Source organism: Streptomyces sp. NPDC054047 (genome assembly GCF_055585065.1).
In genome coordinates, this window is the sequence record NZ_JBVJKV010000012.1 from 121,634 (window position 1) to 135,230 (window position 13,597).

General features: G+C 71.0%; 14 protein-coding genes. 6 read left to right on the forward strand and 8 right to left on the reverse strand.

All coding sequences use genetic code 11. The annotated features are described in order from the left end of the window. Positions 1–46 precede the first annotated feature (46 nt). The 3 genes from ACZ6ZP_RS34595 to ACZ6ZP_RS34605 all read left to right on the forward strand — a co-directional run bounded on the left by ACZ6ZP_RS34595 (position 47) and on the right by ACZ6ZP_RS34605 (position 3,343). Positions 47–652: an ankyrin repeat domain-containing protein gene (locus ACZ6ZP_RS34595; RefSeq protein ID WP_469409741.1), complete on the forward strand. Its 606-nt coding sequence runs from the start codon at positions 47–49 to the stop codon at positions 650–652. Beyond that, positions 649–1,785 carry a YncE family protein gene (locus ACZ6ZP_RS34600; protein WP_469409742.1) on the forward strand — a complete coding sequence of 379 codons (1,137 nt, stop codon included), beginning with the start codon at positions 649–651 and terminating at the stop codon, positions 1,783–1,785. The genes ACZ6ZP_RS34595 and ACZ6ZP_RS34600 overlap by 4 nt, the downstream gene beginning before the upstream one ends. A 109-nt stretch (positions 1,786–1,894) precedes the next feature. Beyond that, on the forward strand, positions 1,895–3,343 hold the full coding sequence (locus ACZ6ZP_RS34605) for a M1 family metallopeptidase (protein WP_383819055.1): 1,449 nt from the start codon (positions 1,895–1,897) through the stop codon (positions 3,341–3,343). 4 nt (positions 3,344–3,347) lie between these two features. On the opposite strand, the gene ACZ6ZP_RS34610 is transcribed toward ACZ6ZP_RS34605, so the two are convergent. The 4 genes from ACZ6ZP_RS34610 to ACZ6ZP_RS34625 form a co-directional block, all read right to left on the reverse strand. Then, entirely contained in the window at positions 3,348–3,863 is a 516-nt protein-coding gene (locus ACZ6ZP_RS34610) for a GNAT family N-acetyltransferase (RefSeq protein ID WP_469409743.1), read from the reverse strand. A 10-nt stretch (positions 3,864–3,873) separates the two neighbouring features. Further along, positions 3,874–4,713, reverse strand: a complete 840-nt coding sequence (locus ACZ6ZP_RS34615) for a phosphoenolpyruvate hydrolase family protein (RefSeq protein ID WP_351168529.1) — start codon at positions 4,711–4,713, stop codon at positions 3,874–3,876. A 71-nt stretch (positions 4,714–4,784) separates the two neighbouring features. Beyond that, complete coding sequence (locus tag ACZ6ZP_RS34620) at positions 4,785–6,029, reverse strand: Tm-1-like ATP-binding domain-containing protein (protein ID WP_361467166.1); 1,245 nt, start codon at positions 6,027–6,029, stop codon at positions 4,785–4,787. A 132-nt stretch (positions 6,030–6,161) separates the two neighbouring features. Continuing rightward, a complete protein-coding gene (locus ACZ6ZP_RS34625) occupies positions 6,162–6,737 on the reverse strand; it encodes a TerD family protein (protein ID WP_249589187.1) in 576 nt (191 codons plus the stop codon). A gap of 197 nt (positions 6,738–6,934) precedes the next feature. Here ACZ6ZP_RS34625 and arfB point away from each other — a divergent pair, with 197 nt between their 5' ends. Then, positions 6,935–7,372, forward strand: coding sequence for an alternative ribosome rescue aminoacyl-tRNA hydrolase ArfB (arfB, locus tag ACZ6ZP_RS34630; RefSeq protein WP_351168620.1), 438 nt, complete (start codon positions 6,935–6,937; stop codon positions 7,370–7,372). 93 nt (positions 7,373–7,465) lie between these two features. Here arfB and ACZ6ZP_RS34635 read toward each other — a convergent pair whose 3' ends face one another. Then, the gene (locus tag ACZ6ZP_RS34635; protein WP_351168535.1) at positions 7,466–7,984 is read right to left on the reverse strand and encodes a flavin reductase family protein; all 519 of its coding nucleotides are present in this window, start codon (positions 7,982–7,984) and stop codon (positions 7,466–7,468) included. Between the two features lie 416 nt (positions 7,985–8,400). Here ACZ6ZP_RS34635 and cdgB point away from each other — a divergent pair, with 416 nt between their 5' ends. Both cdgB and ACZ6ZP_RS34645 read left to right on the forward strand, forming a co-directional pair. Continuing rightward, positions 8,401–10,074, forward strand: a complete 1,674-nt coding sequence (gene cdgB, locus ACZ6ZP_RS34640; RefSeq protein ID WP_351168537.1) for a diguanylate cyclase CdgB — start codon at positions 8,401–8,403, stop codon at positions 10,072–10,074. A gap of 87 nt (positions 10,075–10,161) precedes the next feature. Next, positions 10,162–11,142 carry a CBM35 domain-containing protein gene (locus tag ACZ6ZP_RS34645; RefSeq protein ID WP_469409748.1) on the forward strand — a complete coding sequence of 327 codons (981 nt, stop codon included), beginning with the start codon at positions 10,162–10,164 and terminating at the stop codon, positions 11,140–11,142. Between the two features lie 179 nt (positions 11,143–11,321). On the opposite strand, the gene ACZ6ZP_RS34650 is transcribed toward ACZ6ZP_RS34645, so the two are convergent. The 3 genes from ACZ6ZP_RS34650 to ACZ6ZP_RS34660 form a co-directional block, all read right to left on the reverse strand. Further along, positions 11,322–11,654 carry a peptidase inhibitor family I36 protein gene (locus ACZ6ZP_RS34650; protein WP_366462484.1) on the reverse strand — a complete coding sequence of 111 codons (333 nt, stop codon included), beginning with the start codon at positions 11,652–11,654 and terminating at the stop codon, positions 11,322–11,324. An 80-nt stretch (positions 11,655–11,734) separates the two neighbouring features. Continuing rightward, on the reverse strand, positions 11,735–12,583 hold the full coding sequence (locus ACZ6ZP_RS34655) for a class II fructose-bisphosphate aldolase (RefSeq protein WP_469409751.1): 849 nt from the start codon (positions 12,581–12,583) through the stop codon (positions 11,735–11,737). 67 nt (positions 12,584–12,650) lie between these two features. After that, positions 12,651–13,583 carry a 1-phosphofructokinase family hexose kinase gene (locus ACZ6ZP_RS34660; protein ID WP_351168543.1) on the reverse strand — a complete coding sequence of 311 codons (933 nt, stop codon included), beginning with the start codon at positions 13,581–13,583 and terminating at the stop codon, positions 12,651–12,653. Between the last annotated feature and the right edge of the window lie 14 nt (positions 13,584–13,597).

Consider the following 13,597-nt stretch of genomic DNA (forward strand, 5'->3'; position numbering starts at 1 on the left):
GATGCCGAGGCTGTTCCCGGTCCGTACGACGACGAGGAGAACGATCATGACAAGGACCGCTGACGACCAGCGGCTGCTCGACGCCGCACACGCCGGGAACGCCGCCGAGGTGAGAGCCGCCATCGACGCGGGCGCCCGCGTCGAGACCCGCGACACCGAGCTGCGCACGCCCCTGCTGCTCGCCGCCCTCGGCGATCACGTCGAGGCCGCTCAAGTCCTGGTGGCCGCGGGAGCGGACGTCGACGCGCAGGACCATCGCGCCGACAGCCCCTGGCTGGCCACCGGCGTGACGGGCAGCGTCGCCATGCTGCACGTGCTGCTTCCCGCGGGGCCCGACCTGAAGCTCCGCAACCGTTTCGGCGGGATCTCCGTGATCCCGGCCTCGGAGCGCGGCCATGTCGCGTACGTACGGGAAGTCCTGCGCGTCACCGACATCGACGTCGACCACGTCAACGACCTCGGCTGGACCGCCCTGTTGGAGGCCGTGATCCTCGGCGACGGCGGCCGGGCCCACCAGGAGATCGTGGAGCTGCTGCTCGCCGCGGGCGCCACGCCCGGCCTCGCCGACCGGGACGGCGTCACGCCCCTCGCGCACGCGGAGCGGCACGGATTCGCGGAGATCGCCGCGCTGCTGAGGGACGCCTCCTCGTGAGGGCGCCCCGAGCGGGAGTCGCCGCCGGGGCCGCCCTCCTGAGCGCCGCCGTCCTCGCGGGCTGCGGCGCCGGCGGGACCGGCGGCGACGGCCCCGCGGCAGCCGGCTCCGGGCCCGCCCGCGCGACCGCCACGGCCACCCTCCCCGCAGAGCAGCGCACCCCCGAAGGCACCCTCTTGGTCGCCGACTTCGGCTCGGACACCGTCACGTTCGTCGACCCCGAGCGCGGCCCCGTCGAGTCCGTGAAGGTCGGCACCGCCCCCTACGGGCTGACCGTGGGGGAGGACGGCCGTGCCTGGGTCGCCACCGCGGACGCCGTCGCGGTCGTGGACACCCGCACCCGCGAGCGCGTCGACACCATCCCGTACGAGACCGACAGCGGCCCCGCGACGACCGGCGAGTACCGCGGCGGCGGCATGGGCATCGCCCTCGCCCCGGACGGCGAGCACGCCTACGTCGGCGTCAACGTGCCCGGCGGCGACGGGACGTTGGAGGTCATCGACACCGGCAGGCGCGAGGTCACCGACACCGTCCCGGTGGGCCGACGGCCCTTCGACGTGGACGTGTCCAAGGACGGTCGCGAGGTCTACGCGACCAACCACGACTCCTTCGACGTGACGGTCGTACGCGCCGACTCCCTCAAGCCCCGCCGCATCGAAGTCGCCCCCTACGGTACCGAAGGCGGCCTCGGTTCCTGGCTCAAGCCGCACTACGCCGCCGTACGCCCCTCGGACGGCAAGCTCCTGTTGCCCTTCGAGGGCGAGAAGCTCGTGGTGCTCGACCCGCGCACCGGCGAGTCCGACATCGAGCAGATGACGGCCAACACCCATCAGCACGGCGCGCGGATCACCGGCGACGGCACGCTGTTCGCGGTCGGCACGGGACCCATCGACCCCTCGTCGGACGAGGGCCCCTCGCTGACCATGCGTACGAAGGACGGCAAGGAGAAGGTCTTCCCGCTCGACGGGCCGCACGAGGACGTCGCCGTCTCCGAGGACGGCGGCACCGCCTACGTCACCGGCGGCTTCACCCGCGACGGATTCTGGAACGGGATCACCGTCGTCGACCTGGAGAGCGGAGACACCCGCCGCCTCCCGGCAGGGGAGCGCCCGTTGGGCGTCGCGGTGCTCTAGGGCGGGGCCCCGGGGCGCGGAGAAGGCGCGGAGAGGGGGCGCGCAGAGGCATGTCCATGGCATGGACATGGCATGGACAGGGTGCGGGCAAGGTGCCCGGCCCGAACATATGCCGCATAAGATCACAGGCGTGCACCTACGATCCACCGCGCTGCGCGGCACCTCGGCCGTCGCCCTCACCGCCCTCGCCCTCACCGCCTGCAGCGGCTCCGGAGTGCACGGCACGCCCGGGGCCGACGGCGTGCGTGACCCGTACTTCCCGAAGCTGGGCAACGGCGGCTACGACGTCGCGCACTACGACCTGACCCTCGGGTACGACCCCGACGCGCGCCACCTCACCGGCACGGCCGAGGTCACGGCGCGCGCCACCCAGGACCTCAGCGCCTTCAACCTCGACCTCAAGGGCCTGGACGTGCGGGGCGTGGCCGTCGAGGGGAAGGACGCCTCCTTCCACCGCGACGGGCAGGAGCTGACGATCCGGCCCGCGGACGACCTCGACAAGGGCGAGACGTTCCGCACGACCGTCCGCTACTCCGGCAGCCCGGAGACGATCACCGACCCGGACGACTCCGAGGAGGGCTGGCTGCGGACGGAGGAGGGGGCCCTGGCGCTCGGCGAGCCGACGGGCTCCATGGCGTGGTTCCCCTCCGCCAACCACCCCTCGGACAAGGCCTCGTACGACATACGCGTCACCGTCCCGCAGGGCCTGAAGGCCGTCTCCAACGGCGAGTTGACCCGCGAGTCCACCAAGAACGGCCGCACCACCTTCGCCTGGCACAGCGCCGAGCCGATGGCGAGCTATCTCGCGACGGTGGCGATCGGGCCGTACGAGGTGAAGAGGTCGACGACGAAGTCCGGCATCCCGGTGCTCACGGCGGTCGATCCCTCCGAGGCCAAGGCCGGTGCGAAGGCGCTCGCCCGCATCCCCGAGATCATGGAGTGGCAGGAGCTGAACTTCGGCCCCTACCCCTTCTCGTCGACCGGCGCGATCGTCGCCCAGGAGGGCGACGCGGGGTACGCCCTGGAGACCCAGACGCGCCCCACCTTCCCCGGCGCCCCCGACACCGGGCTCATCGTCCACGAGCTGGCGCACCAGTGGTTCGGGAACTCCGTGACGCCCAAGTCCTGGCGGGACATGTGGCTCAACGAAGGCTTCGCGACGTACGCCGAGTGGCTCTGGGAGGAGGACCACGACGGCGACAGCGTGCAGGAGACCTTCGACCAGATCTACGCGGACGACTACTACGAGGACCAGGAGGACAACGACGCCATCTGGGCCTTCCCGCCCGCGAAGCCGCCGTCCGCCGCGACCATCTCGGACAGCCCGGTGTACGAGCGGGGCGGCATGGTCATCCACAAGATCCGCCAGGCGGTGGGCGACGACACCTTCTACGACATCGTGCAGGGCTGGACGAAGGCCCACCGCCACGGCAACGCGGACACCGAGGACTTCACGCGCTACGTGGAGAAGCACGCAGGCAGCGAGGCCGCGCGCGAGAAGGTCCGCGCGATCTGGGGCCCGTGGCTGTACGGGGACGGAAAGCCGGACCGCCCGTAGGGACTCACAGCAGCGGCTTGCGCAGCACGGCGCAGGGGCGGCCCGCTTCGAGATCGTCCCGGTGGTCGATGATCTCGTACCCGAGCCCGCTCCAGAAGGCGAGCCCGGCGTCGTTCCCCGCGAGCACCGCGAGCCGCACGCCGGTGCGCCCGTCCTCCCGGAAGCGCTCCTCGATCCGCTCTGCCAGCTCGCGGCCGAACCCCTGGCGTTGCCGCCCGGCGTCGACCATGAGCAGGCCGATCCACGGGTCGGGGTCGGCGGGGTCGGGATGCCGGTCCAGCGTGATGCCGATCCCGACGACCCGCCCCTCGGACCGCGCGACGAGCACCTGGGCCCCCGGCACCGCCAGCTCGTCCGCGAGCGCGGCGGCGACCTGTTCGGGGCGGATGTCGTCCGGGTCGGGGAAGTCCCCGGAGAGGGCGTGGAAGACGTGGTTCGACGCGTACAGGGCGGTGAGCTCGGTGAGCAGCTCACCGGGGAGCGCGCCGTCCTCGGCGGAGGCGAGCGGTTCGAGGATCATGCGGCGCAGGTTAGTTGACCTGAGTCCGCAGGGATTTGAAGGCGCGGGTCTGGTCCACGATCGCCCGCTCCGTGGGGAGGCGTTCGATCGACGAGGCGCCGAAGAAGCCGACGACTCCCGTGGTGCGGGACAGGACGTGGGCCGCGTCCCGCGGCTCCGCGATGGGGCCGCCGTGGCACAGGACCAGGATGTCGGGGTTCACGCGTTTGGCCGCGTCGTGCATCTCCTGGACCGCGGTGGCCGCCTGATCCAGGGTCAGGGCCGTGCCCGCGCCGATCGAGCCCTTCGTCGTCAGGCCCACGTGCGGGACCAGGACGTCCGCGCCCGCGCGGGCCATGTCCGCCGCCTGGTCGGGGTCGAAGACGTAGGGGGTGGTCAGGAGGTCGCGGGCATGGGCCTCGCGGATCATGTCCACCTCCAGGCCGTACCCCATGCCCGTCTCCTCCAGGTTGGTGCGGAACGTGCCGTCGTACAGGCCGACCGTCGGGAAGTTCTGTACGCCGCTGAAGCCCATCCCCTTCAGCTCGTCCAGGAAGCGGCGCATGTCGCGGAACGGGTCGGTGCCGCAGACCCCGGCCAGGACCGGGGTGTCCTTCACCACCGGGAGCACCTCCCTGGCCATGTCCACCACGATCGCGTTCGCGTCGCCGTACGGGAGCAGGCCCGCCAGCGAGCCGCGGCCCGCCATCCGGTAGCGGCCCGAGTTGTAGATGATCAGGAGGTCCACGCCGCCCTCCTCCGCGCACTTGGCGGAGAGGCCCGTGCCCGCTCCGGCGCCGATCACCGGATTGCCCTTCGCCACCTGGGAGTTGAGGCGCTCCAGGGCTTCCGTGCGGGTGATGTGTGTCATGGGGTGCTCCTCAGCGAGTTGTGCGACAGCGAGTCGTGCGACGGATGCGGTGTCACGTCATGGCGTCTGGTTCAGCGCTTCAGCGCGCGTGCGCCGATCAGCTCGTCCAGGCGGTCGGCCATCGCCACCGCGAACTCCGCGTCGTTGATGTGCGCGTCCAGCTCGTGGAGCCGTACGGTGCTGCCCCGCAGCGTCGTCCGCAGCGCGTTCAGCCCGGCCTCGTCCGCCGCCGTGTCCTGGAACGGGCCGCCCTCGGCGTCCACCGCCGAGACCCCGCGCAGCGGCCAGAAGAAGTCGACGGGGCCGCGCGCGGCGGCGAGCCGGTGGCCGAGGGTGGCGCCGAGCGCGGCCATCTCCTCGGCCGTCGTACGCATCAGGGTGACCGTGGGGTTGTGGACGAGCAGGGTGCGGTCGGCGAAGCGGGGCGGGACGGTCGACGCGGGGCCGAAGTTGACCATGTCGAGGGCGCCGGGGGCGACCACCTGTGGGATGCCCGCGCGGCCCGCGGCGGTGAGGCGCTCGGGGCCCGCGGAGAGGACGCCGCCGACCAGCTCGTCGGCGAGTTCGGTGGTCGTCAGGTCCAGTACGCCGTCCAGCAGGCCGTCGGACGCCAGCTTCTCCACCGCACGGCCGCCCGAGCCCGTGGCGTGGAAGACCAGCACCTCGTAGCCGAGCTCGTCGAGGCGGGCGCGGGCCGCGTCGATCGCGGGTGTCGTCACGCCGAACATCGTCGCGGCGACCACCTTGCGGCCCCGGCCCGCCAGTTCGTCGTGGTTGCGCTCGAAGCGGCGTGCCATGCCCGCGGCTGCCGCCGCCGCGTTGCCGAGGACCTGCCGGGAGACCGCGTTGATGCCGGAGATGTCCACGACGCTGTACATCAGGGTGATGTCGCTGCTGCCGACGTACGGCGCCACGTCACCGCCCGCCATCGTGCTGACCAGGACCTTCGGCACTCCGATCGGCAGTGCGCGCATGGCCTGCGCGGCGATCGACGAGCCGCCGCTGCCCCCGGCGGCGAGCACCGCGTGCAGCCTGCCCTGCCGGTGCAGGTCGAGGACCACCTCGGTCACGCCGTCCGCCATCGCGGCCACGGCCGCGCCCCGTTCGCCCGCGGTGCGCAGCTTCGCCAGGTCGTGGCCGGCCGCGCGGGCCACGGCGTCGGCCGTGACGTCGGGGGCGGGGGCCTGGGCGGGCGGGGGCAGTATGCCGGTGTCGACGAGCAGGGTGTCGCTGCCGTACTCCCTGAGCCGTTCGCGCAGCCAGGCGTACTCCGCGCCTTTGGTGTCGAGCGTCCCGACCAGCACCACGGTCGCCATGGCCCTCACACTCCCTCAAGTGGTGGGTGGTGCACACGATCCTGCGGCCCCGGAGCCGTCACGGCAACGGCGAGGGCCCCCGGCGGAGATTCCGCCGGGGGCCCTCGGGAACTGCTGACTGCCTTATGAACCTCAGACGTTGACGCCGAAGTCCTGCGCGATGCCGACGAGGCCGGACGCGTAGCCCTGGCCGACCGCGCGGAACTTCCACTCGGCGCCGCTGCGGTACAGCTCGCCGAAGACCATGGCGGTCTCGGTGGCGGCGTCCTCGCTCAGGTCGTAGCGGGCGATCTCCGTGCCGCCGGCCTGGTTGATGATGCGGATGAAGGCGTTCCGCACCTGGCCGAAGTTCTGCGAGCGGTTCTCGGCGTCGTAGATCGAGACCGGGAAGACGATCTTGTCGATGTCGGCCGGGAGGCCCGCCAGGTTGACCTTGATCTGCTCGTCGTCGCCCTCGCCCTCACCCGTGACGTTGTCACCGGTGTGCTCGATGGTCTGGTCCGGCGTCACCTTGTTGTTGAAGAAGACGAAGTGCTGGTCCGAGAAGACCTTGCCCTGCGGGTTCACCGCGATGGCCGAGGCGTCCAGGTCGAAGTCGGTGCCAGTGGTGGTACGGACGTCCCAGCCGAGGCCCACGGTGACGGCGGTCAGGCCCGGAGCCTCCTTGGTGAGCGAGACGTTGCCACCCTTGGACAGGCTTACTGCCATTGTTGGGAGTCCCTTCCCTCGTTGCGTACGAACGGGCTTCGTACTGGGGACGAAGCTACCGTCACCTCTATGAACGTCGACCGGGGTCCCAGAGGTTCCAGCTCCTTTTACTTTCTTTACTCATCTCTCGCGTCACTCCCGACACAAGGGAGGCGCGCCGTTAATACGGGTGACGTGGACCGGACAGACGCGGGACCATAGGACCCATGTCCGGTCCCTATGTCATCCGCGGCTCCGTCTGTCTGCCCGAGGCCGAGCTCATGTGGCGCTTCTCCAGGTCCTCAGGGCCGGGCGGTCAGCACGTCAACACCAGCGACTCGCAGGTGGAGCTGCGCTTCGATCTGGCCGGCACGGAAGCGCTGCCTCCGGTGTGGAAGGAGCGCGCCCTGGAGCGGCTCGCGAGCCGGCTCGTCGGCGGTGTCGTCAGCGTCCGGGCCTCCGAGCACCGTTCCCAGTGGCGCAACCGCGAGATGGCGGCGACCCGCCTGGCCTCGCTGCTCGCCGAGGCCACCGCGCCGCCGCCCAGGCCCCGCCGGGCCACGAAGATCCCCCGCGGGATCAACGAACGGCGCCTTCGTGAGAAGAAGCAGCGCGGTCAGACCAAGCGCGGCCGCTCGGGCGAGGGCTGGGGCTGAGCTCCTGCGTCGTCGCGGGCCGTCGTCGCGGGTCGTCGTCGCGAGCCCTCGTGGGCAAAGGTGCGACAGCAAATGTCGTTCAACCCGAAACCATCAGCCCAGCTGTCGGTACTTCCCCTTGAAGTACATCAGCGGCCCCCCGTCGGCGCTCGGCAGAGCAGCCGAAAGTACTCGCCCGATGACGAGGGTGTGATCACCCGCTGTCACCGTCTGTTCGGTCCTGCACTCCAGCGTCGCGAGCGCGCCGCCGACCAAGGGCGCCCCGGACGACTCCCCCCGTACGTAGGGGATGTCCTCGAAGAGCAGCCGGTCGCTGATCCTGCCCTTCATCGCGAACCGGCCCGCGATGTGGCGCTGGCTCTCGGAGAGCACCGAGACGCCCCACATCGGCTGCTCGTCGAGCAGGTCGTCCATCCGGGACCCCTCACGCAGGCTGACCAGCACGAGCGGCGGGTCGAGGGAGACGGAGAGGAAGGCCGTCGCGGTCATGCCGACGTCCTCGCCGACCGGCGCCCGGGGATCGTCCGCGTCGAGGGAGGGCTCGCAGGCGGTCACCAGGACCACACCCGCGGCGAGCCGGGACATGGCGGCGCGGAACTGTTCGTTGCTCACCCCCACAGGATGCCCGTCCGGCGACGGGGTGCGGGGGGCGGGAGGGGCGGGGAGAGTCGCGGAAGCGCTCTCCGGAGATGTCTTCAGTACGGGAACCACGGGAGTGACGCTAGCCCCGCCACCCCAGTCGCCACATCGGGCCGAGGGCCGAGACCGGGCCTAGGTCCGATGGCCGATGCGCCGCCGCCGGGAGCTCGCGGGGCGGGTGCCCGGCGAGTGGACTGGACCAACGAAGGCTTCCCATCTGTGACTTGAGTCACAGGACCCATATTTTGTTGACCCTGTGTACCGAGTGAGCTGCTCGCTGTGATTCAGTGACGGTGGCAATCAGACACTGAGAGAACTCAGGTACGACGAGAACACTAAGGGCGCTGCGAATCCTGGAGTTGCTGTCGAGGTCTCGGGGAGAGCGAGCAATGGAGACCGAGTCGGAGCCGTACGTCCGTCTTGCGACCCTGCGGCAGCTGCATCAGGTGGTGGCGGATCTCAACACGGCCCGGAGCCTGGCGGACACGCTGCAGACCGTCGCCGACGGCGTGGTCAACGGCCTTGGCTATGAGCTGGCGTGCGTCAATCTCGTGCGCCCTGACGGCGATCTCGTCGTCGCCGCCTTCGCGGGCAACACCGCGGCCGAGGCCCTCATCACCGGCCGGGTCGGCTCCCGCGACGCCTGGGAGAAGCGGCTCTCCATGGGCGAGGCCTGGGGCGCCCTGAGGTTCATCTCGTACACCGAGGGCTGGGTCCTGGACGAGGACGACGTCCCGCAGTGGTACACCGACGGCCCCGAGCCCCGCTTCGAGGACGAGTGGCACCCGGCCGACCGCCTCTTCGCCCCGATGTACGCGACGGGCGCGGCCGGCGGCGAACTGCTCGGCGTGATCTCCGTGGACCGCCCGCGCAACGGCCGCAGGCCTGGCGCCTGGGGCCGCGAGGCCCTTCAGATGTACGCCTTCCAGGCCGCCATCGCGATCAGCAACGCCCGCCTTCGCGCCAACATGCAGCGCGCCCTGGTCCGCCTGGAGCGCGAGCAGCAGGCGCTGCGGGCCAGCGAGGAATCCTTCCGGCAGGCCTTCGAGTACGCCCCATCCGGTATGGCCATCGCCGAGATGGGCGGTGACCAGCACGGCCGTATCCTGCGCACGAACGACGCGCTGTGCCGTCTGCTCGGCCGCCCCGCGTCCGCGATGCGCCGCTACTCCTTCTCCGACCTGGTCCACCCCGAGGACATCGGCACCCTCCTGCGGACCTCCGCCGAGGGCGGCCGGGCCGAGCTGCGCCTGGCCCGCCGCGACGGGACGTACGTCTGGGTCTCCCTGCGCAACTCCGTCGTCGCGGACGCCGCCGACGGGCCGCGCTTCCTGCTCACCCACGTCGAAGACATAGAGGAGCGCAAGCGCCGCGAGCTGCAGCTCGCGCACCGCGCCTCGCACGACTCCCTCACCGGCCTGCCCAACTCCGCCGAGCTGCGCTCCCGCCTCAGCTCCCGGCTCTGTCGCAGGCCGCACGCGGGCCAGCCGAGCGCGGTGGACTCGCTGGACGCGGCGTACGACGGCGTCTACGACGCGGACGGGCAGCACAGCTTCGACTACGGCTCGAACAACGCGCACACCCTCCAGCAGGGCGGCGACGGCTTCGACCACCACGTGCACACCGTCGCGCCGCCCGAGGGGCACGGGGACACGGACGACGGCACCAAGGGCCTCGCCGTGCTCTTCTGCGACCTCGACGGCTTCAAGTCGATCAACGACCGCTTCGGGCACCACACCGGTGACGCCGTCCTCATAGAGGTGGCCAGGCGGCTGACCAGCGGTGTCCGTGACGGGGACACGGTTGCCAGGCTCGGCGGCGACGAGTTCGTCGTCCTCGCCGACGGCCTCGGCCGCGCCGACGCGCAGGACCTCGCGGTGCGGCTGCGGAACGCGATCATCCCGCCGATCCGGGTCGACGGGCGTGCGGTCCGTGTGGGTGCCAGTTTCGGCATCGGGTGGGCGCACTGCGGGATGTCGGCCGACGAAGTGTTGCACTCCGCTGACCAGCGGATGTACGTGGAGAAACGGTCCCGTGCCAAGCAGCACAGGCGGGCGGGCTGAGGGTCCGGATGAGGTCAACGCCACCCCTTGACCTCACCCGGAGCGGGTAGGCTCCCCCGGTCAGCGACATGAGGGAGTGACCAGGGAATGACGCCCGGCAATAACGGCGACCACACGCCGAACGCGCCAGAGGGCGACGACGATCCGTTCGGCTATCTGTACGAAGACGGACAGGCGGCCGGCGCCACCCCGCCCAGCGGCGGGGGCGGCTACGGGTACCCGGGTCCCCGCTCCTCGTCGTACAACCACGTGCGCGCGGTGGGCGACCGCAGGCCCAACACCTACGGGGCGCCGGCAGCGCCCGCGTACGGCCAGCAGGTGCCGCCGCAGCAGCAGGCCTACGGCCAGCCGAACGCGCATTACGCCGCTCCGGAGACGCAGCCCGGCGGAGCCCCCACGGGACCGCAGTACACACCTGCTTCCCGTGGCTCCGGCGGCCGCGGCGGCGGCCCCAACACCAAGGGCCTCCTGATCGCCGCGATCGCGGTCGTCGCGGTCGTCGCCATCGGCATCGGCGCCGCGATCGTGTTCGGCGGCGACGACAAGGAGGACGGCAAGGAAGCGGGCGGTCGGCCGACGCAGGCCGAGACGGTCAAGCCCAGCGAGAAGCCGACGAAGGACCCGCAGAAGCCTGCCGAGCTCCCGAGGACGGACGCGAAGGCGCTCAAGCTCGACGGCGGCACGACGACGGCTTCGGACGTCGAGGGCGCCGAGTCCGAGGGCGGCGTCTACGTCTCCGGTTTCGACAAGGTCGGCGCCCAGGTGACGTGGACCGTGAATAGCATCCCCAAGAGCGGCGAGTACACCCTGTTCGTGGGCTACGGCGTCCCCGGCAAGGCGGCCGAAACAACCCTCCTGGTCAACGGAACACCGTCTGACCGCAAGCTCAACCTGGACAACTTCGCCCATGCTGAGGAGGGTGATTGGGCGAAGGGATGGACCAAGACGTATGCGTACGTCCACCTGAACAAGGGCACCAACACGCTGGCCATCTCTTGTCAGGAGGGGGATCAGTGTGACGCCAACTTGGATCAGGTCTGGCTGAAGGCCGGGCACGTCAACAACTGATCACTGTTCTCTTCGTACATCTTGAGAGTGCGATGTCGAACGGTCCGCGGACAGATGTCGGCGGACCGTTCTTTCGCGGAGTGGTATCGCACACACAATGCGCCGCCGCGTCAGCTGGGCTGCTACCTGCATCCGCTACTTAGCGTGAGCTGAAGGTGTCAGCCCTACTTGGTGCAGGGTTACCCCCAAACGGCAACGCTTCGGGCTTTCCAGGGAAGCGAGCTGGAATAGTGGCCCGTCTTGATGTCGACTTTGCTTCCATAGCATCCGGTGTCGCTATAGAGCGTGATGCGCTTACCGGACTGGTTCGACACCGAGCGCGCGCCTCCGGTGACGGTGCCGTAGCAGCCCGGCCTGAGCTTGCGGTCACGTTCGCCCCCGCCGAAGTTCGGTTTTGACCACACGCAGACATAACCGTTGTCGCATCGTGCGGCAGCGGCAGCTGGTTGTGCAGTGAACGGGACGGCTGCGACCAAAGCCACACCAGCCAGCAGAAGCGAGCGCTTCTTCACAGAGCTATATCCATTCTCATGTAATGGGCACCTGGTTTTCGGGTTCTACCTTGTCATGCCACCAGCCGGCCGACGATCTGCTAGGCGAAGATCCGCTGAAATTGAGCCACGGTTTCTGCCATCGCCTCCCGCCCCGGCGTCAGGTACTTGCGCGGGTCCACCGCCGACTGGTCTGCCTTCAGAAACGCGCGCACCGCTCCCGTGAACGCCGTGTTCAGGGCCGTGCCGACATTGATCTTGACCATGCCGGCCGCCACCGCCGCCCGGATCTCCTTGTCCGGTACGCCACTTGAGCCGTGCAGGACCAGCGGCACGGGGACGGCGGCCGTGAGGGCCGCTATCAACTCGTGGTCCAGCGTTGCCGTGCGGGACGTCATCGCGTGGGAGGAGCCGACCGCCACCGCGAGGGCGTCGACGCCGGTGTCCGACACGTAGGCCGCCGCTTCCGCGGGGTCCGTGCGGACCCCGGGTGCGTGCGCGTCCAGGGGGGCCTCGCCCTCCTTGCCGCCCACCTTTCCCAGTTCCGCCTCGATCCAGATGCCCCGCTCGTGGCCCCAACGCACCGCGTCCGCCGTCGCCTTGACGTTCTCGCCGTACGCCAGCTTCGACGCGTCGAACATCACCGAGCTGAAGCCCTCGGGGTGCGCGGCCCGCAGCAGTTCGGGGTCCGTGACGTGGTCCAGGTGCAGGGAGAGCGGGGCCGATGACGTCCTCGCCACCGCCGCTGCCGCCGCCGCGATCGCGGACAGGTTGCCGCCGTGGAACTTCACGGCGTTCTCGGAGATCTGGAGGATCGCGGGGGTGCCCGCCTGTTCGGCGCCCGCGGCGATCGCCTCCGCGTGCTCCAGCGTGATCACGTTGAACGCGGCGACCCCGCGCCCCGCGGCGCGCGCGTCGGCTACCAGGTCACCGGTGGATACGAGTGGCACGATGAATGTCCCCAATTCCTGGGCCCGTACGGCCCGTTGTGCGTCGCCCACGCGGTGACGCGTGTCCTCACGCCGCGGTGGCCTCCCCGGTCACCGCGACCCGCGCGAGCAGGTCTTCGTACGTCGCGGGCACGAACTCGCCCGCCACCGGGGCCGCCACGGTCGCCGCGGAGAGGGCGACGGCCCGTGCCAGGCGCTGTGGCCAGGGGAGTTCCTCCACCAGGGCGGAGAGCAGGCCCGCGACCGCCGAGTCACCGGCGCCCGTCGGATTGCCGTGCACGCGGACAGGCGGAGCGGCCTGCCAGGTGCCCTCCGGAGTGACCGCGCGCAGGCCCGCCGCGCCCAGGGACGCCACCACCGCGTGCGCGCCCCTGCGGCGGGCGTCACGGGCCGCCTGGGCGGGCTCGTGGGAGCCGGTCAGCTCGGCCAGCTCGTCGGCGTTCGGCTTGACGATGTCGGGGCGGGCGGCGACGCCACGGCGCAGCGCCTCGCCGCTGGTGTCCAGGAGCACGGGGACCTTGGCGGCGCGCGCCGCCCGGACCAGGGTCGCGTACGCGCCCACCGGGACTCCCGGCGGCAGGCTCCCGCACAGCGCGACCGCGTCCGTGCCGCCGCGCAGCGCCTCCTCGTACGACTCCTGGAAGGCGGACCACTCCGCGGGGGAGATCGCCGGGCCCGGCTCGTTCAGCTGCGTCGTGTCGCCGGTCGCCGCGTCGACGACGGCGAGCGTGCGGCGCGTCGCGCCCTCGACGGGCACGAGCGCGTCCGTGACGCGGGGCTCGCGCGTGAGGCGCTCGTGCAGGACGCGGCCCGTGTCGCCGCCCGCGAAGCCCGTCACGGTCACGTCGTGGCCGAGGGCCGCGAGGACGCGGGCGACGTTCAGGCCCTTGCCGCCGGGGCGTTCGATGACCTCGGTGACGCGGTGCGAGGCGTGCGGGGTGAGGGCGGGGACCTTGTACGTGATGTCCAGGGCGGCGTTCAGCGTCACTGTGAGGATCACTCGTCACTCACCCC